This is a genomic window from Bacillus carboniphilus, assembly GCF_020524035.2.
In the GTDB taxonomy this organism is placed as follows: domain Bacteria; phylum Bacillota; class Bacilli; order Bacillales; family JAIVKR01; genus Bacillus_CC.
In genome coordinates, this window is the sequence record NZ_CP129013.1 from 810,689 (window position 1) to 829,358 (window position 18,670).

Consider the following 18,670-nt stretch of genomic DNA (forward strand, 5'->3'; position numbering starts at 1 on the left):
TGTGCGGTAAAATGAATTTTATAGTATACTAGATAAAACAGAAAGGACGGTTGTTTTCGTTGATAAATAAGGAACAATTACAAGAATGGTATGCTGATGAACTATTAATTTTTGAAACGGAAATGGATAATAGAGATTATTCCCATTTTACTATTGAAAATTATAAAAGAGATTTATATATTTTTCTTAATCATATAACCAAGACAAAGAATGAAAAGGTAAATTTAGACGAAGTGAAAAAAATCCATATAACCTTGTTCATGAATTATTTAAAAGCGAAACGGGGGAACAGTGCAACGACAAGAAATAGAAGATTAACCTCTATTCGTTCGTTTTATCAATGTTTACTCGACTATGAACTAGTGAATGAGAATCCGGCTTTAACAGTGACTGCAGCAAAACAACCAATTGGAAAGCTTCCTTCTTACTTAGAAAAAGGAGAATTGAAAGCTTTTTTTCATGAGGTAGCAGAAGTCTCTCAACCGATGTATGTCAAGCGTAATAAAGTAATGTTAGGGCTGATGGCGTTCGCTGGGTTGCGTGTAACTGAAATTCATCACCTGAACTGTTCTTCCATTTATTATGAAAAACGAGGAATAGTTGTACACGGAAAAGGAAACAAGAATCGTTACATACCATTGCCCGATCAGCTTTACGATGAACTAACCGTTTATATAGAAAAGGAGCGATTATTCCCAATGAAAGGGGAGGAGGATGCTTTATTTATTTCAAGAAAAGGAAAGAGAATTTCTAGAAGGCGAGTACAGGAAATTACAGAAAGAATCTCTAGAAGTCTAAAAGAAAAACAGTTTCTTAAGAATAAAGATATTTCAAGTCATAAACTTCGTCATTCTTTCGCGACCCACTTAGTCCGCGATGGAAAGGATATAAGAACCGTTCAAGAATTATTAGGACATACGAACTTAAATACAACACAACAATACACTCATGTATCAGATCAACAAAAACAGAAAGCAATGGAAATGGAATTAAAGGATTTTTTTGAATAAACAATAATAATATTATGGTAACTAGAAAAACTTTTTTAAGGTGAGTGAAGTTAAGTTCTTATGTACGGAGAAATTAAACTAAATGTACTTTATGGGAATACGGGCAATATTATAAGAAGTCTATATTTTTTGAATTACATTGATTCTTCACCATTACGACGGAGTGTGTAAAAGAATTATTTCGAGGTGAAAGTTATCATATATTACGAAAAGCTGTATCTTTCGCTTATTATGGTTATAAAAATGAAAACGCTTAAAATCTCTGGAGTGAATGCAGTCGGATACTCTCCAATTGCATTTTTTTATTACAATGCCAGTTTTTATTTAATATGTTGGCTTAAAGAGAAACAAAGAAACTAGTCTCAGATGCTATGAAAAATATTTTTCCAGTAGCATGGAAACATATCAACTTCTCATGAAGATTATGAGCATCATCAGAATGATCAGAGAAACGATGTAGATCATGCATGAAGGACATGGTGATCATGGAAGTCATGATCACGGTACTATGGTAGAAGAGTTCAAAAAAAGGTTCTTCATTTCCTTAGTTGTTACCATGCCTATACTGCTTTTATCCCCAATGATTCAAAATTTTCTAGGGGTGGAATGGAGATTTCAGTTTGATCAATACATCTTGTTTGGCTTAGCTACCTTTGTGTTCTTCTATGGTGGATGGCCATTTTTAATAGGTGCTAAGGATGAGCTGACGCAGAAAAATCCGGGTATGATGACATTGATTGGTCTTTCTATATTTGTTGCGTATGGGTATAGTTCTTTGGTTGTGTTTGGTTTATCAGGACGGAACTTCTTCTGGGAACTCGCTACCCTAATTGATATTATGCTCCTTGGACACTTGATCGAAATGAAGTCCGTAATAGGTGCATCGAATGCTCTGGAAGAGTTAATAAAGTTATTACCGAACGAATCTCACAAGGTAGATGAGGATGGAAATATAGAGGATGTGCAGGTTTCGGATTTAAGTGTGGGGGATAAAGTACTCATAAAACCAGGAGAAAAAATTCCGGTAGATGGCGATATCATAGAAGGAAAAACAACGATTGATGAATCGATGTTGACTGGTGAGTCTGTCCCTGTTGAGAAAGGAGAAGAAGCAATTGGTGGTTCTGTGAACCAGGAAGGATCCATTACGATAGAAGTGAAAAAGACTGGTGACGAAACCTATTTATCGCAGGTCGTTGGTTTGGTGAAAGAAGCTCAAGAATCTAAGTCTAAAACCCAGGATATTTCTAATCGAGCTGCTAAGTGGCTCTTTTATATAGCCTTAGCAAGTGGAGTCACTACTTTTGTAGTCTGGCTTACACTTGGAAGTCCAATCGACGTTGCTCTGGAAAGGATGGTAACGGTAATGGTCATCACCTGTCCACATGCTCTTGGACTTGCAGCACCATTAGTCGTAGCTGTTTCTACATCCATATCAGCAAAGAAAGGTCTATTAATACAAAATCGGGCAAATTTCGAAGGAGCTAGGAATTTGGATGCTGTAGTTTTTGACAAAACTGGGACTCTTACAAAAGGAAAATTTGGCGTAACCAACATTATTGCCGAACATCCGTATGATGAGGAAGAGGTTCTCCTTTTGGCAACTTCTTTAGAGCAGAATTCAGAACATCCTCTTGCGAAAGGGATCGTTGATAAAGCAAAAGAGCAAGGAATTGATTTTAAACGTGTTGAGGAATTCGAATCTATGACTGGTAAAAGGGTTGAGAGGAACTGTTGATGAAAAAGAAATAAACGTAGTAAGTCCTAGATATGTAGATAAGTATGGATATGAGTATGATAAGACATCCTTTCAGTCCTTTTCGGAAGAAGGAAAGACCGTTGTCTTTGTTATAGTTGAACAAAATTTGATTGGTATGATTGCTCTAGCAGATATTGTTCGGGAAGAAGCAAAAGAGGTAATCGATTCTCTAAGAGGGAAAGGAATTCACTCTATTATGTTAACAGGAGACAACCAGAAGGTGGCTGATTGGGTTGGGAAACAACTAGGCATTGAAGAGATATATGCTGAAGTACTACCGGATCAAAAAGCTGATCAAATAAAAGAGATTAAGGGGAAAGGCTGGAAAGTTGCCATGACAGGGGACGGAGTGAATGATGCACCTGCTCTTGCAACTGCTGATTTAGGTATAGCTATTGGGACGGGTACCGACGTAGCGATGGAATCAGCTGACATTGTCCTAGTAAAGAATAATCCAAAAGATGTCGCATCCATTATAGAGCTTTCTAATAAAACATACAAGAAAATGATACAGAACCTATGGTGGGCAGCAGGATACAATATCTTTGCACTTCCTTTAGCAGCAGGTGTGCTTGCCCCTATTGGCCGGCAGTTGGTGCTGGATTGATGAGCTTAAGCACTGTAGTTGTTGCTATCAATGCGAAATTATTAAAATCCTAATACACAAATGTTGTTTAAAAAACAATCCTATGATTTGAGCACTTTTCTTCCAGATTAATATAATAATATTATGTAAACAAAGGTCGTTGAATCTTTGTTTAATAGTAGGGAAAAGGATGGTTTTCTTATTTAAACCATCCTTTTTCTTTTGAATGGGTAATCGCTTCAATTCGGTTGCTCACTTCAAGTTTATCTAATATGGTCGAGATATAATTTCGAACGGTCCCAGACTTGATTTTTAACTGGGCAGCAATATCTTTTGTATTTTTACCTTCAGCTACAAGTTCTAATACTTCTTTTTCTCTATCTGTCAATGGGTTTTCCTCTTGATATACACCGTCGATTAATTCAGGTGCATACATTCTTTTCCCCTCCATAATGCTACGAATGGAGTTAGCGAGTTCATCACTTGGACTGTCCTTTAATAAATATCCTTTTACACCCGCTTTTACAGCACGCTGAAAATAGCCCGTTCTGGCAAAGGTAGTTAAAATAATGACCTTGCAGTCATATTTTTGAAGTTCTTCCGCTGCTTCAAGACCACTTTTTTCAGGCATTTCAATATCCATTATACAAATATCAGGATTATGTTTATGAACAAGGGAAATGGCTTCTTGACCATTACACGCCTTACCAACAACGGTCATATCATCTTCTAAATCAAGAAGTGAACCTAGAGCACCTAACAACATTCGCTGATCTTCTGCAATCACAATTCGAATCATCACTTAAACCTCCTTCTTTATATCTTTTATGACATTTGGCACAGACATCAACACGGTTGTGCCATCGTTTACATTAATCGTTAACTCTCCATTTACAAATTCTAAACGTTCTTCTATCCCTAATAAGCCACTACCTCTAACAAGATCTTCACCTTTATTCATGCCAATCCCGTTATCTTGTATAGTAATGATGACTTTGTTTTCCACTTGGTCAATTATAATTGAACAGGATGAGGATTGACTATGTCTAACAACATTTGTAACAGCTTCTTTTAAACACATACTTAAAATATTTTGTATAAAAAGTGATATATTTGATAAATTGGTCTTTTCAATAATTTTATACTCAATTTGAGCAGCTTTAAGAATTTGTTTAACATGGATCAATTCTTCTTTGAGTTTGATTCCCCTCATGTTGGATACCATGATTCGAACCTCATTAAGTGCTGTTCTCGCTGTTTGTTGCACGTCTCTAAGTTCATTGCGAGCTTGCTCTCGGTCTTTTTCAATTAATTTATTTGCTAAGTCACTTTTTAATCTTATAAGGGAAAGTTTTTGACCTAATGTATCATGAAGGTCTCGGGCGATTCTTTGACGTTCTTCCTGAATGAGTAAGTGGGCAATTTTTTTATTTGCATCTTCAAGTTGCTCTTCCAGTACGTCTTGTTTTTTTTTGTTATAAATATTGAAAGGGAGAAGAATGACGCTTATTCCAACAATGACAATAAAAGGTAATTGGTTAAAAAATAATTCGTTCTTTATGATAATATTATAATTAATGGAAAATCCAGTCGCTATAATATGAATAATATAAATGATGATAAAAGCAAGACGATTTTTTATATGTCCGTTATAATAGGCAATAAAAAAAGAAAAGTAAATAAACTGATACAAAATAGACATTAATAAAGAAATGCCTATTAAGACACTCGTCCATAAGTAGATGGGCCAATTCTTTGAAACAAAAGCCAGTCGATAGGAAACAAAAAACAGGATCGTTAATATCGTTCCTACTACAATATCTACGGTAGAAAAAAAGTAGTAAAACGGTAGGATACTAAGCATAGACCAAATATATGGAGCAATTCCTGAATCTTTACGAAACCATTTCATATTTTTACCTCTTCTAAGAAAATAGGTGCGGTATTAGTAGTTTATCATATCAATGATATGCTATTACTTTCAGAAAGGATTATAACATTGTTTCTTTTTAAGGTTTAACATATTTGGCTTTCCCTCTATTCATCGAATATTCTTTTAAGGCTTTAAACCCGACAAATTTTTTTTGTTGTTCATCCCATAACCGAAACTTAAGCGATTCCAAGCTAGTAGCAAGGGTTATGGTTGGAACGTTTTGCAATTCGGCTGTATTGTTATGCACTTCCTCTAATTTGTAATTAGGAACACGTGGACTTAAATGATGAATATGGTGAAAACCTATATTCCCTGTGAGCCATTGTAAAAATTTCGGAAGTTTGTAATAAGAACTACCTTCTACTGCTGCTTTAACATATTCCCAATTCTCATCCTCTTCGAAATAAGAATCTTCAAATGTATGTTGGACATAAAAAAGCCAAATACCAAATGCACCTGAAATAAGGAAGATCGTACCTTGAATGATCAATAATGCTTTCCATCCAATTGTAAAGCAAAGAAGAAGAATAAATGAAACAATTAAAATGTTTGTTATATACGTATTCATACGTTCTTTTTGTTTTGCTTTTTTTCTGTTAAAGCGATTTTTGATTAAAAAGACATAGATCGGACCTAATCCAAACATGACAAGTGGATTGCGATAAAACCGATAAGCCATTTTTGTCTTTAAGGGAGCCTCGATATACTCATCCACTGTTAAAAGCCAAATATCACCTGTCCCACGTTTATCTAAGTTGGAACTTGTGGCATGGTGAATAGAATGTTCATACTTCCATTGGCTAAAAGGAAACAAAGTCATTACTCCTGTTATCGTACCAAGAATTTTGTTAGCACGTGGACTTCTGAAAAAGGAGGCATGGCAACAATCATGAAAGATAATAAATATTCTTACTAAAAACCCAGCTGCAATAGCAGCAATAAGAAAGGTTAATACATAAGAAAACGATAAACTTTGATAGGCAAGAAACCATAATGTTAAAAAAGGGACAAATGTATTGATGATTTGCCATATGCTGTTTTTTCTATCAGAATTTTCAAAAGGGGAAACCTGTTTTCTTAAATTCTTTTGTTTTTGTTTATTCATACATTCTCAAAACCCTTCGTCTTAGTTACTTGTCATGATATACAAACGACTTGAGTCTATAAAGATATAGGTGTCATAGCGTATATATGACAAATGTCATATTGAGGTTGTCCAATATCTAAATGTTAAATTTTCCTGAAGAAAAATGATTTATTCTTAATAAAAAATCGTCATTCTTACACTCTCATTTTTTTTAGCTGTAAACGAATAATATTATGCGATACTTTTTACAAAACAGGTGACAAAAATTTTTTCATTTTGCAGGTATCTCAATTCTTTATGTCTAAAACTATACTAGATTACCTTGTTTTTAGTTAAAAACTAAATAATTGATAATGAATAGAAATGGGAGATATACAGATGATTAAAGCGATTTTTTTTGACTTAGATGATACATTACTTTGGGATGAGCGAAGTGTTTCCGAAGCATTTGCAAAAACATGCCAGTTTGCGCAAACAAAATATCCATTAGACCCTTATACACTAGAAAAAGCTGTTAGAAAAACTGCAAGAAAGCTATACTCTTCTTATGATACTTATGAGTTCACAAAAATGATTGGGATTAATCCATTTGAAGGGCTGTGGGGAGATTTTACTCATGACCATAAAGATTTTCAGAAAATGAATGAGATTATTCCGAAATATCGAGAAGAAACCTGGACAAAGGGACTAGCTCTACTTGGAATCGATGATTCAGATCTAGGGGCGACTTTAGCTGAACAATTTCGTATAGAGAGGAAAAAACATCCCTTTGTCTATAGTGAAACGTTTCAAGTTTTAGATCACTTAAAGGAAGAATATAAACTACTTCTCTTAACAAATGGTGCACCAGATTTACAAATGAAAAAACTAGAGTTAACACCTGAGTTATCACCATATTTTGACCACATTGTCATTTCAGGTGATTTTGGAAAAGGGAAACCAGATCCTAGCATTTTTGAATATGCCCTTAACCTACTATCTATTAATAAAAAAGAAGCAATAATGGTAGGAGATAACTTAATGACAGACATACTAGGAGCATATCGTGTAGGGATCAAAACCGTCTGGATAAACAGAAATAACAAAATAAAAAATGAAGTAGTGCCTGATTATGAAATCAGCAGATTGGAAGAGATCTTTCCTTTAGTACAAGAGTTGAATAAAATGTATTAAAAAGGGTAGAAAATTATGGTAGGGTATAGTAAAGTATTATTGTGAAAACATTCACAAAATAAAAGGAGGACTAAAATGAAAGCTGATGTAACAATTATAGGCGGAGGACCTGCTGGAGTAGAAGCTGCCTTATCAGCAGCTGAATGGAGCAAAAATGTCATTTTAGTTAGTAATCATCCCATTGGTGAACTAAAGTCAGCCTATACAAATATGATTTTAAACCATGAAAAGGATATCCTTAAGTACCAAACATTTTGGAATCCACTTTTTGAACAACGAAAGAAAGAGTGGGAAATTTCTCTTTCTGCTAAATTAATAGAAAAAGGAATACATATTGTTAAAGGAACAGCAGAATTTATAGACCAAGAGACCATTCGTGTTTTCTCAGATGACGAACACCTTATTCAAAGTAATAAAGTGATTGTTGCAACTGGATCACATCCGGTTTTTCCAAATAAAATGCAGCCAGATGGAAACCGTATCTTTTCCTATCAAAATATATATAAACTAACCTTTATTCCATCTACCATGCTAGTAGTCGGAGATGGACCAATCGGATATGAAATGGTGAATTTTTTCTCGAATTTAGGTATAAAAGTAACCTGGTTATTTCCACAACAGCCTTTTGAACTTTACCATGAGAATATTCAAAACTATTTATTAGACTTTTACATTGATAAAGGAGTAAACATAATAAAAGGGCCATATGTTACAAGTGTCGTAAGCAAGGGGGGAGCATGTTGTAGCAAAAAGAGAAGATGGTAGTGACTATAAAGCAGAAGCTGCCTTTATCACTCTTGGATTTGAACCAAATGTGAAAAACTTAAGTGTAGAAAAGTGTGGCCTTACGTTAAATGAATTTAACTCCATAGACTGTGATGAATATGGTATGACTACTTGTCCTTCTATTTATATCGTAGGAGATGCACAAATGCCTTTTGCAGCTGTTTTTGCTAAAGCAAAAGCAAAGGTAGCTGCCCTTCATGCGTTAGGGCAAAAGGTTAATCCAATAGATGATCGTAACATTCCGTTATCCTTTCATGAAAACCCACAAGTTTCGACAGTCGGTAACATGAATGGATTTAAAACAGTCACGATAGACTACACGGAAGATAATTTTAAAGCATACATCGATGACCGTAAAAAAAAGGCATGTTAACACTTTCTATAGATGAGAATGGTGTGATCGCTGGTGGTATTTGTATAGGAGAACAAGCGAAGGATATTATCTCTATGATTGCTCTATTAATTAAAATGGAAGCAGATATCTATAAAGTTGAAGATTTTGTCCCTGCCTATCCTTCTTCTATGGGATTACCTTTCGCAGCAATCAGAAAAGCAGTGAAGAGATATCATAAGCTTGAAAACGTGTAAAAAGGTAGCATGAATCTACCTTTTTACATGATCCCAAGAAGTTTTCCAATCATATTCCCCATGTTAGGTGGTCTACCGGGTGGAAATCCGCCATAACCACCATGTCCCCCCGGGTCCAGGTGGGAATCCACCCATTCCAGGAAACCCTCCTGGACCATAAGGGTTTCCACCCATACCTTGGTTTCCTCCAGGTCCGAACGGAAATCCACCATACCCTTGATTTCCACCCATTCCATATGGGAATCCACCATATCCTTGGTTTCCTCCAGGTCCGAACGGAAATCCACCATACCCTTGGTTTCCCCCAGGCCCGAATGGATTTCCACCCATACCTTGATTTCCTCCATAAGGATTGCCTCCAAAACCGCTATTTCCAAAATAATTACTCATAGTCATTAAACCTTTCACTAAACCACCAATTCTTTGAGGTTGATGTTCAAATCTATATGATTGAACAGGAGGGTAGTAGCCACGCTGATAAGTAGGCATTGGCATAATCGTTTCACCCTTTCATTGATTATTAGGTAAGTGTCCTTATCAGCATATGTTCAAGATTCTATAAGGTTCATATACCTCTCTGGATGCTGAAAACTGCATAACTCTCCCTTTTATGGTACGCTAAAGAAACTAGTTTAATTGAATGAAATGAGGGGATGTAATTGGAAAAAGTCGGAGTTCTCATTATCAGCCATGGATCCAGGGATGTAGAGTGGGTAAATAATGTTAATCACGCTGTCAACAAGTTGGGAAAATCTTATGAAATTCCGATTGTTTCCTCATACTTAGAAGTGGTCAAAGATCGAACGATTCAGCAAGGGATTGACCAATTAGAGCAAAAAGGAGTCACACAAATGATTGTTATCCCCCTTTTTGTATCATCAGGAAGCACTCATATTGATGAAATGAAGTTTGCATTTGGATTAAAAAAATTTCCAGACTGTCAAACGAATATAAAACCTTTTCGTATAAATTCAAGTGTACAGATGAGCTCCCCTTTAAATGACGATCCAATTGTGATTGAGATGATTTTAAATAAACTTCAGGCGTTATCAATTGAACCTAAAAATGAGCGTGTGTTAATTATTGCTCATGGAAGTGACAAAAGTGGATTTCATGAAAAATGGATCGCTATCTTGCAGAGTATTGCTCTAAAGATAAAAAAGGAGGGAGATTTTTCTGATGTTGATTATGCAATGCTTCTTCCAGATCAGTCGATCAAAAAGTTAACGGATTGGGAGATGAATTTTCCGGAAGAACCTGTCATTGTCTTTCCCTTTTTCTTAAGTAAAGGCTATTTTACAAAAACGGAAATACCTAATCGTTTAAAAGATTTTTCATATCGTTATAATGGGGAAACGATCTTGCCACATTCATTGATTGAAAAATGGCTTAAAAAACAAATTCATCTATACATAAATAAGATAGTCTAATAAGGTTCAATGAGCGAATAAATGAGTATAATAAGATAAAATATGTGAAAGGGGATCATTTATTTGAATTACAAAAACCGAGAAGAAGTACCAACAGAAGAAAAATGGAATCTAAAAGATATATATGAATCGGAATCCTTATGGAAAGCAGATTTTGAAAAAGTTGAAAAATCGATTGAAAAGATTAAATCATATGACGGAAATATAAAAGATGCCCAGTCTCTTTTTGACTACTTAAAGCTTGATGAAGAAATCGGCTATAGTTATAAGAAGTTGTATGTTTATACTATGCTGCAAAAAGATTTAGATACAAGAGAGACTTCCTCACAAGCCATGATGGACCAAGCCAGTCAGCTCGGTCAAAAATTAACTGCTGCTCGCTCATTTTTTATGCCATTCTTGTTAAGTTTAGAAGAAGAGGAGCTAAAGTCGTATATAGAGTGCATAGAAGGTCTCCGCTATTTTGAAGATGATTTACTGGATTCTTTCCGATATAAACAACATGTGTTAAATAAGGAACAAGAAGAGATTTTATCACAAATGGGTGAAGCTCTTTCAGCCCCACAAAAAATTTTCGGTATGATCAATAATGCTGATATAAGGTTTGGAATAGTTAAAGATGATGAAGGAAATGAAGTAGAGCTGACACGTGGAATGTTCTCTAAAATTATGAAAAAGCAAGATCGACAAAAGCGAAAAGAAGCGTACGAAGCATACTATCAACCTTATTTACAAAATAGTAATACCATCGCAACAACACTATCAGCAGCTATTCGTAACAATGTCCAGCTGTCAAAAATGCGTCACTATCCTTCTGCAATTGAACGGTCCTTATTTGCAGATAGAGTACCTGTGTCTGTATATGACAACTTAATTCACGAAACAAGAAATCACCTCGAACCAATGGAAAAATACTTATCCGTTCGCAAAAAGGTGTTAAACGTTGATGAGCTTCGTCCTTATGATCTGTCTGTCCCATTAATAAAAGATGCAGATGTTGACATTTCCTATGAAGATGCTTATAAACAAATGCTTGAAAGCTTAGCACCTTTAGGAGAGGAATATGTATCCACATTAGCATCATTTAAAGATAAATGTTATATCGACGTAAGAGAGACAAAAGGAAAAAGGTCTGGTGCATATAACTTAGGTTTATACGGAGTTCATCCTTTTATACTACTCAATCATCGTGATGACTTAGATAGTTTATTTACGTTAACACATGAGTGCGGACATGCGATGCACTCGTATTATACTCTAAATACCAACCCTTAATCTCTTCTGGCTATTCCATTTTTGTTGCAGAAGTCGCTTCAACCGTAAATGAAGTGTTGTTAATTCGTAATTTATTGAAAAAGACTACAGATCAAGAGGTTAAGAAGCATTTATTGAATCATTTTATCGACAGCTTCAAAGGAACCATGTATACACAAGTAATGTTTGCACAATTTGAAAAAGAAACACATGAAAGAGCGGAAAAGGAGCAGCCATTAAATAAAGATGTGTTTAGTGAAGTTTATGAACGTCTTTATCAAAATTATAATGGTGACCAAGTGGTTAGAGGGGAAGAACTTAAAGTTGGTTGGTCACGAATCCCCCATTTTTATCGTCCGTTTTATGTGTATAAATATGCTACAGGATATGCGGCTGCGATTGATATTGCGGATCGATTGTTAGCTGGTGATCCTCATACACAAAAAACGTATTTGGAATTTTTGAAAAAAGGAAGCTCGAAGTATCCTTTAGAGCTTTTAGCTGAAACAGGGGTTGATTTAACTTCACGAAAGCCGATTCAAAACGCTCTAAATGTTTTTTCAGGGATTCTGGATGATTTCGAACAAATAATGATTCATTAATTTGTTGACCTGTCTCTAAAGGCAGGTCTTATATTGTAACCATCATAAACCATTTTAAAATTCATATACTGTAGTAAATGGTTTAATGGAGTTGAGAAAATGGCGAGAAGTTTTTTTGTAGAGAAAGTTCATGTTAATTATAAGGAAATGTGGAATTACATACAGGACATGAATAATTGGGCACCACTAGTTCCAGGGTATCAAATACATAAAATTTTTAATGAAAAAAGGTCTATCTGGCATTTTAAAATGGATTTAGGGTTTATGAAGCCGTTAGTGAAAATGGAAGTGAACATTACTGAATGGAAGGAACCTTCTAAAGTATCCTTCGATTTAAAAGGTCTTAATCAGCCATTTGAAGGGTCAGGTTTTTTTGAAGCTAAAACAAAACGAAGTATCACAACTGAGATTAAAGGGAGTTTAACCATTGAAGCAAAAGGAGCACTTGCTACGATTATTAATCGGACGTTACAGTCGAAAGTTGATGAAATCACAAAGCAATTGACAAGTGGGGTAGCAAGAGAAATAGATAATTTATAATTTTTATTAATTTAGTTTACATAATAATATTATCAACAAGTAAGAACAGGTTAACTTTGTCAGTAATAGTTTCTTTCTTTTCGCACATGTTATGGGTGAAGGAGGAGATGAAATTTTGTTAAGGAAACTTTTCTCAATCACCATAACAATGGGAGCGATCGTTGCTATTGTAGGATGTAATAATACAGACAATACGACAGGAAATCAAATGAATGAAACTGATAATATGTCGTCTGAAGTTCAAGAAATGAGTCACGGAAAAGTGACGTTTGATCAAAATTCATTTAGTACGTCCATACCTAGCGATAAGATCCCTAATAGTAAAATTATTGGTAAGGGGATTTATAAGTTTTATTACAACCAACAGGGTGGGGGGGAGAAAGCAGCACCAACACCAAAAGAAGCACCAAGTCAGCCTGAAGGAGAGACTGGTGATCAAGAAACTGAAACACCAAATACGGATACGAATGAAGAGACAGCTACATTATCAGATGAAGTTCAACAAGTCATTGATTTAACAAACGAAGAAAGAAGAAAAAATGGTCTATCTGATCTTAAAGCGGATCAAGAATTAAGTGCTGTGGCAAAAGCAAAGTCAGATGATATGCAAGCTAACAATTATTTCTCTCATACGAGTCCTAATCATGGAACACCATTCGAGATGATGAGAAGTTATGGCATTGATTTTAATACGGCAGGTGAAAACATCGCTCAAGGGCAACCAACGGCAGCTGACGTAGTGGAAGATTGGATGAATAGTGAAGGACATCGTAAAAACATTCTTAATGGAGACTATACCCATATTGGAGTGGGATATAACTCTAATGGTCACTACTGGACGCAAATGTTTGTAGGAAGATAATTAGGCTGGTTGCTAGAGGTAAATCAAAAGAAGGACCTACCATCGATTGTTGAGTCGTCGAATTACTCTTAGTTGGGTGTAGGTCCCTCTTGAATTAAATTATATGGACATTGACTAATAATTAATAGAAGTAATTGTTACCAATTAAAAATTTCCTCTAATATAGGATCAGTTTGGAGGAAATCGATAGCTTTTTTTTGATACTTTTCTTCATGTAAGTATGTATAGCGATTTGGTTTAATCGATGGAGCCATTTCAATGGCTGTTTTGTATTCTTTTTGATTTAGTTTTAATGTTTTTACGTATTCAAAAAAGCCAGTTCTTGAAAAAACTTTATTCATTCGTTCTGCCCTATGTTCTTGAACATTTGCAATTATGTATGTTGCGATACCTACTTGAATTCCATGCATTTGTGGAGCAACTGATATTTTATCTAGCGCATGCGAGATTAAATGTTCTGAACCACTAATAGGAGCACTATTCCCACTTATCACCGTTGAAACACCGCCCATCGTTAAAGAACTAACAAGCTCTTTTAATAATATAGGGTTTTTTATATCAGTCATGGGTGTACGAATAAAGCTGTTTACGGCTTTTTTACTAAGCATCGCTGAAAAAGCGTTGACTGTACTTACTCCGTGTATCTCTTCAAACTCCCAATCATATAAAGCAGTTATGTTCGACATTAAATCACCGATTCCTGCTAAAATAAACCTTTCAGGAGCAGTTTGAATAATTCCCAAATCAGCAATAATGCCATAAGGAACTTTCGCAGGAACTGTTGTTTTCTTCCCTCCTACTTTTAAAGAGCAGTTTCCACTAGCAAAACCATCATTAGAAGCCGAAGTGGGAACACTCATAAACGGGGTTCTTCTTGAAAACGCCATATATTTACCATAATCAATAATCGTTCCGCCACCCATAGATAGAATGACATCGTATGTATTTAATGAAAAAGTCAATTTAATTAAATCATCTATACTTAACTCATCATTTAACAAAAGAGTATTTAAAGAAATCGACTGAAAAGAGTGTTCAATTTTATTTTTATAATGGTCAAAGCAAAATTGGTCGAACAAAATTAAAGCGCTAGAGAAATGATGCTTCAATAAAATGTTTTCTAATTCATAAATAATATCCCGTTTAATTTCTAAAACTGCGGGAATAGGAATATTTGTCACAGTCATACGGATAACCACCCTTGTTTCTGCAAGTGGTCTTGGATATTTTCAAATGAACTGACAGGGACATAGTTAACTTCCTGTTCTTGTAAAATAGTTTGTAGCGCATCTTTCGCAAAAGTGACATCAGCTACTTTTGCGGGATGAGAATCCGGTTCACTATCACCCGCAAAAAACACTTGTTGATAGTCTTTTTTCAGCATTGAGATGACTTTAGATTTATCAATCCCGTATCGAGGAGAGTAAAATTCATGGTTTTTATCAATCTTCATATGAATATTTTTAGCATCATAGTACCCTTCATTTGAAAATACTTTCACATTTTCAAGATTGTATTTCTTTAATATATGGTGAATATAATAGTCCGTACCCGCACTTAAAATATAAAAGTCTCCACCATGTTTTTGCACCTCACGAACAAAAGCTGGAACCTTTTCATCTATAGGTATTTGCAAAATGTCCTCAATAATTTGTTCTTCTTCTTGACCAATCGAACGAAAAACAGTTGTTAAAAAGTCGATATCTTGCAATTTTCCATCCTTCCACTCGTGAAAAAGTTCTTTACCTTCAGGAAAATATTTTTCAATAACAACCCAATAAAAATCTTTTTTTGAAATTGTTCCATCAAAGTCCGAAACAAAAGCCCATTTTTTCATATAGAAATCCCTCCGAATTCTTCTTTTTTGCAACTTTCCTTGTCGGATGTTACCCCTTCAGTATTGTATCATTTCCTAAACCCTCTACACTATGACAATACAGAGGAAAAGTTCTACTAATTTTTTCACAAATCTTCTGAAAGTAAGTTATCATTAACATATTCTATTAATAATAAAAGAGGTGGAAAAGTGAAGGTTCTGATTATTTATGCACATCCAAATCACCAAAGTCTTAACTATACTTTTTTACAAAAAATTATCGAGGGGAGTAAGAATAATGAACATATTAAGGATATGAAAGTTTTAGATTTATATAAAGATGGCTTTGATCCAGTCCTTATTTTCAATGAAGAAAAACGAAGAAGAGACATGCATATAGATCCTGATTTGCAGAAATATAGAGAAATGATCTTATGGGCTGATAAGATGGTCTTTGTTTATCCGATTTGGTGGGGACGGCCTCCTGCTATTCTTTTAGGTTTTTTTGATCGTGTTTTTGCATCAAATTTTGCCTACAAGTTCAAAGGAGATAAAGGGCTAGCAGAAGGACTTTTAAAAGGAAAATCGGCTGTTTTTGTTTCAACGATGAAGGGACCTTCCTTTTATTTAGCCCTATTCATTAATAATGCTCATAAAGCCTTAATGAAAAAAGCGATCATGAGTTATGTCGGAGTAAAAAAGTTATTTTTTTCCAGTTTGGTAGTATGGAGAGCCCTAAAGGTAATCAGCAGAAAAAATTAAATAAAGTCTATGAGTACTTTAGAACATTAAAATCTTAGAGAAACTGTTTCAACTGTAAGTTTTATATGATTGAACATTCATTATCGGTTAATAACTGTTTATATTTCAATCTAAAATTACTGTCCGGATTTCCACTTTTGCCTCAAACATATTAGACACGCCTTTCATAAAATATATTAAATTCGATTTTATGCTCAATAGTGAATTCACGTTTGTATTTAATAAATACACGATGATTTTATTTTAAATCGAATTTGAGTTAAAAAATGAATAGAAAGGAGGCTTGTCATGTTAAAACCAGTTGTAAATGTGGAAAATACTTCTTTTCAAGCTTCGAAGGGAAAAATGTTTATTGGTACAACTGACACTTTAAAATTTGGACCTGACACTTCTGCATGGGCAAGACTTTATAATCCGATAGATTCTACTGTAAATTTATTTATAAACACGTATTTTATATCCAATTTATCTGAAGTAACTATTTTTAAAGAGACGTACCTTAATGCCCTTCCTCCAGGTGAGAGAATCGTCTCAAATAGCATATCGAACACAAATTTAGGATCAAGAAGGACTCCCCAAGGTATTATAGAATTTAATCCTTCTGTTATAGGAGAACCTAGTGGGGGCGTAAAAGTCACTACTTCACCCGTAACTTCTTTAGGAAGATTAGCAGTAGGTGAACTCATGGGGCAGCTTATTATTGTTCCTGGAACATCGTTTCTCGTATTTTTTAAAAGTGAATCTATGGCAGAAGCAACATTTGATATTATATGGTTTGAGAGTAAAGAGATTATTTGTTAAATAAAGTCCAACTCAAATAGTTAGTAGGGTTGATTTATTAAAGGGACTAGTCCAAAAGTTTTTTTAAAAAACGGATCTTGTTATAATCAAAAGCCAAGAGTGATATGAAATTAACTCTCGGCTTTTAGTTTTAAGTAATTTTTTATTCAAATTGACTTTCTAGACAGAGGCTATCTTGTTTATTCGTACATTTTTCCTTCTGAATCAATATAGTATGTTTTAAAGACAGAGCGTTGAAAGGGATTTCCCTTATCTGTCTGACCTTCAATATCCAGTTCGATGTAATACATGCCTTCACCTTGATTTACGATAGGGACTTCATTTTTTTCTGAAACTGTTTGATTAACGATTATAGATGACAATCGTTGATTTTGAGAGCAGTGGTCAATACATAATTTGCAAAATTGAGAACTTATCGGAATTGAACAATTGAAACAAAAGGTTGATTGTTTTTTATTAATCCTAAATGTTAAATCACTTAAGAAAAATACGTGCATAAAAAAACCTTCTTGTAAGCTTTGAAATGCTTTTACTTGCCACATGCCGGTTTCAGGGTGATTAATAGATATGAAGAAATTGAAAGAATTTGTGAAGAAAGATTGTTCATTTTTTGATACGGAAAAGTGGCTGAAAATGTGCCCTGATGGACTAATGAGAGATAATGTTGTGCTTTCCTTACTTCCAATCCAATTTAAATGGAATTTTCTAGTTGTATCATCAATATAAAATGTTTCCACATGTTGGTTTTGAAACATACCTCCACGAAATAAAACAGATTTCTTCTCTTGTATCATTGGATTTGGTATGATGTTTTTCGGTTTTCTATCATTAAAATAAGATGATAATTCCTCGAAAACCTTTTCTCCCTGCTTTATAGAATAGTGGTCCCAATTGCCAACTGCTACTTGTGTTGCATAAGGAAGTTGAGAACTTTTGACTGTCACAGCTCCATCATTTTCTCCATATTGACTCAAATACAACCCTCCCCAAAAAAGCTTACTCGTCATTTTTCCACGGTCATTTCCTATTAGGGTAAAATAATCATTTTTTTTAATTATTTCTTTTTTATCAGTTAAGTGACGAAAATAACGCATGTAGCTAGTTTGAAGGCAATAGGTCGCCTCATTCTTCATTCCAACAAGGTTAGCTAACCATTGTGCCCATTTACTATAAGCAAGATCAGCAAGCTCAGAACCATAGTTAGGGGTGGCTAACATAAATACGCTTTTTACATAAGGAGATGAATCAAAGTGCACAAGCGCTGCCTGAGCATCAATTCCCCCTTTACTATGCCCAATAACAATTAGTTCTTTTTCAAAAAAATTATAGATTTGTTTTAAAGAATTTGCTAGCTCTTCACCGTTAACCCACATATTTTTTTTAGGATAAAGTTGCACATAAGCGGATAGGTAGCCTTTTTTCCATACAAGTTCGTCCATTTCATTATTAGTTATCCAATCTTCTGCGTCTCCTTCAAGCCCATGAACAAAAACCAAAGGGTAGTGCTCTATTAATTCCTCCTTGGGAAATTTCCCTTGAAACCAATTATGTTTGTTATTTCTACGATTGATCGATTGTTTTTGCTTGATATATAAATATAAGGCGGAAGTAGAAATGAGCAATAATACAAACATTAAGAGTTTCATACGACACTCCTTTTTGAGTAATTATACTAAAAAAC

General features: G+C 34.6%; 16 protein-coding genes and 3 pseudogenes. 12 read left to right on the forward strand and 7 right to left on the reverse strand.

The features are described from left to right. Positions 1-59: 59 nt before the first annotated feature. Entirely contained in the window at positions 60-1,010 is a 951-nt protein-coding gene (locus LC087_RS04125; RefSeq protein ID WP_226539567.1) for a tyrosine-type recombinase/integrase, read from the forward strand. 402 nt (positions 1,011-1,412) lie between these two features. After that, positions 1,413-3,429 (forward strand): annotated as a pseudogene (locus tag LC087_RS04130) (heavy metal translocating P-type ATPase). Positions 3,430-3,554: 125 nt separating this feature from the next. Here LC087_RS04130 and LC087_RS04135 read toward each other — a convergent pair. The 3 genes from LC087_RS04135 to LC087_RS04145 all read right to left on the reverse strand — a co-directional run bounded on the left by LC087_RS04135 (position 3,555) and on the right by LC087_RS04145 (position 6,393). Continuing rightward, positions 3,555-4,154 carry a response regulator transcription factor gene (locus tag LC087_RS04135; RefSeq protein ID WP_226539566.1) on the reverse strand — a complete coding sequence of 200 codons (600 nt, stop codon included), beginning with the start codon at positions 4,152-4,154 and terminating at the stop codon, positions 3,555-3,557. Between the two features lie 3 nt (positions 4,155-4,157). Further along, positions 4,158-5,267: a sensor histidine kinase gene (locus tag LC087_RS04140; protein ID WP_226539565.1), complete on the reverse strand. Its 1,110-nt coding sequence runs from the start codon at positions 5,265-5,267 to the stop codon at positions 4,158-4,160. Between the two features lie 97 nt (positions 5,268-5,364). Beyond that, positions 5,365-6,393 carry a Delta(5) desaturase DesA gene (locus LC087_RS04145; protein WP_226539563.1) on the reverse strand — a complete coding sequence of 343 codons (1,029 nt, stop codon included), beginning with the start codon at positions 6,391-6,393 and terminating at the stop codon, positions 5,365-5,367. Between the two features lie 360 nt (positions 6,394-6,753). Between LC087_RS04145 and LC087_RS04150 the strand changes: the two genes are divergently transcribed. From LC087_RS04150 to LC087_RS04165, 4 genes are all read left to right on the forward strand, one after another. Continuing rightward, positions 6,754-7,548 carry an HAD family hydrolase gene (locus LC087_RS04150; protein WP_226539560.1) on the forward strand — a complete coding sequence of 265 codons (795 nt, stop codon included), beginning with the start codon at positions 6,754-6,756 and terminating at the stop codon, positions 7,546-7,548. 75 nt (positions 7,549-7,623) lie between these two features. Further along, on the forward strand, positions 7,624-8,313 hold the full coding sequence (locus LC087_RS04155; protein ID WP_306020090.1) for an FAD-dependent oxidoreductase: 690 nt from the start codon (positions 7,624-7,626) through the stop codon (positions 8,311-8,313). A gap of 25 nt (positions 8,314-8,338) precedes the next feature. Beyond that, positions 8,339-8,707: an FAD-dependent oxidoreductase gene (locus LC087_RS04160; RefSeq protein ID WP_306020763.1), complete on the forward strand. Its 369-nt coding sequence runs from the start codon at positions 8,339-8,341 to the stop codon at positions 8,705-8,707. Continuing rightward, a complete protein-coding gene (locus LC087_RS04165) occupies positions 8,701-8,922 on the forward strand; it encodes a hypothetical protein (protein ID WP_306020092.1) in 222 nt (73 codons plus the stop codon). The genes LC087_RS04160 and LC087_RS04165 overlap by 7 nt, the downstream gene beginning before the upstream one ends. Positions 8,923-8,994: 72 nt before the next feature. Here the strand turns inward: LC087_RS04165 and LC087_RS04170 are convergent, their stop codons facing one another. Further along, positions 8,995-9,417 carry a hypothetical protein gene (locus LC087_RS04170; RefSeq protein ID WP_306020094.1) on the reverse strand — a complete coding sequence of 141 codons (423 nt, stop codon included), beginning with the start codon at positions 9,415-9,417 and terminating at the stop codon, positions 8,995-8,997. A gap of 164 nt (positions 9,418-9,581) precedes the next feature. Between LC087_RS04170 and LC087_RS04175 the strand changes: the two genes are divergently transcribed. The 4 genes and pseudogenes from LC087_RS04175 to LC087_RS04190 all read left to right on the forward strand — a co-directional run bounded on the left by LC087_RS04175 (position 9,582) and on the right by LC087_RS04190 (position 13,610). After that, on the forward strand, positions 9,582-10,352 hold the full coding sequence (locus tag LC087_RS04175; RefSeq protein ID WP_226539554.1) for a sirohydrochlorin chelatase: 771 nt from the start codon (positions 9,582-9,584) through the stop codon (positions 10,350-10,352). A 54-nt stretch (positions 10,353-10,406) separates the two neighbouring features. Next, positions 10,407-12,208: pseudogene (pepF, locus tag LC087_RS04180) on the forward strand (oligoendopeptidase F). Between the two features lie 99 nt (positions 12,209-12,307). After that, complete coding sequence (locus LC087_RS04185) at positions 12,308-12,748, forward strand: SRPBCC family protein (protein WP_226539552.1); 441 nt, start codon at positions 12,308-12,310, stop codon at positions 12,746-12,748. 115 nt (positions 12,749-12,863) lie between these two features. Continuing rightward, positions 12,864-13,610: a CAP domain-containing protein gene (locus LC087_RS04190; protein ID WP_226539551.1), complete on the forward strand. Its 747-nt coding sequence runs from the start codon at positions 12,864-12,866 to the stop codon at positions 13,608-13,610. Positions 13,611-13,747: 137 nt separating this feature from the next. Here LC087_RS04190 and LC087_RS04195 read toward each other — a convergent pair whose 3' ends face one another. Together LC087_RS04195 and LC087_RS04200 are read right to left on the reverse strand one after the other, a co-directional pair. Next, positions 13,748-14,797 (reverse strand): iron-containing alcohol dehydrogenase family protein, encoded by a 1,050-nt coding sequence (locus tag LC087_RS04195; protein WP_226539550.1) that lies wholly within the window; start codon positions 14,795-14,797, stop codon positions 13,748-13,750. Then, the gene (locus LC087_RS04200; RefSeq protein ID WP_226539549.1) at positions 14,794-15,447 is read right to left on the reverse strand and encodes an MtnX-like HAD-IB family phosphatase; all 654 of its coding nucleotides are present in this window, start codon (positions 15,445-15,447) and stop codon (positions 14,794-14,796) included. Before LC087_RS04200 ends, LC087_RS04195 begins: the two co-directional genes overlap by 4 nt. Positions 15,448-15,636: 189 nt before the next feature. On the opposite strand from LC087_RS04200, the pseudogene LC087_RS04205 reads away from it, so the two are divergent. Next, positions 15,637-16,226 (forward strand): annotated as a pseudogene (locus LC087_RS04205) (NAD(P)H-dependent oxidoreductase). A 250-nt stretch (positions 16,227-16,476) separates the two neighbouring features. Next, positions 16,477-16,989, forward strand: coding sequence for a DUF6143 family protein (locus LC087_RS04210; protein WP_226539548.1), 513 nt, complete (start codon positions 16,477-16,479; stop codon positions 16,987-16,989). A gap of 179 nt (positions 16,990-17,168) precedes the next feature. On the opposite strand, the gene LC087_RS04215 is transcribed toward LC087_RS04210, so the two are convergent. Beyond that, positions 17,169-18,635 (reverse strand): esterase/lipase family protein, encoded by a 1,467-nt coding sequence (locus LC087_RS04215; RefSeq protein WP_306020099.1) that lies wholly within the window; start codon positions 18,633-18,635, stop codon positions 17,169-17,171. Positions 18,636-18,670: the final 35 nt, after the last annotated feature.

Excerpts from the sequence above, each read along its gene's own strand:
- LC087_RS04195 (WP_226539550.1), bottom strand. The coding sequence starts at position 14,797 with ATGACTGTGACAAATATTCCTATTCCCGCAGTTTTAGAAATTAAACGG.
- LC087_RS04200 (WP_226539549.1), bottom strand. The coding sequence starts at position 15,447 with ATGAAAAAATGGGCTTTTGTTTCGGACTTTGATGGAACAATTTCAAAA.
- LC087_RS04165 (WP_306020092.1), top strand. The coding sequence starts at position 8,701 with ATGTTAACACTTTCTATAGATGAGAATGGTGTGATCGCTGGTGGTATT.
- LC087_RS04210 (WP_226539548.1), top strand. The coding sequence starts at position 16,477 with ATGTTAAAACCAGTTGTAAATGTGGAAAATACTTCTTTTCAAGCTTCG.
- LC087_RS04140 (WP_226539565.1), bottom strand. The coding sequence starts at position 5,267 with ATGAAATGGTTTCGTAAAGATTCAGGAATTGCTCCATATATTTGGTCT.
- LC087_RS04155 (WP_306020090.1), top strand. The coding sequence starts at position 7,624 with ATGAAAGCTGATGTAACAATTATAGGCGGAGGACCTGCTGGAGTAGAA.
- LC087_RS04185 (WP_226539552.1), top strand. The coding sequence starts at position 12,308 with ATGGCGAGAAGTTTTTTTGTAGAGAAAGTTCATGTTAATTATAAGGAA.
- LC087_RS04170 (WP_306020094.1), bottom strand. The coding sequence starts at position 9,417 with ATGCCAATGCCTACTTATCAGCGTGGCTACTACCCTCCTGTTCAATCA.
- LC087_RS04215 (WP_306020099.1), bottom strand. The coding sequence starts at position 18,635 with ATGAAACTCTTAATGTTTGTATTATTGCTCATTTCTACTTCCGCCTTA.
- LC087_RS04145 (WP_226539563.1), bottom strand. The coding sequence starts at position 6,393 with ATGAATAAACAAAAACAAAAGAATTTAAGAAAACAGGTTTCCCCTTTT.
- LC087_RS04135 (WP_226539566.1), bottom strand. The coding sequence starts at position 4,154 with ATGATTCGAATTGTGATTGCAGAAGATCAGCGAATGTTGTTAGGTGCT.
- LC087_RS04150 (WP_226539560.1), top strand. The coding sequence starts at position 6,754 with ATGATTAAAGCGATTTTTTTTGACTTAGATGATACATTACTTTGGGAT.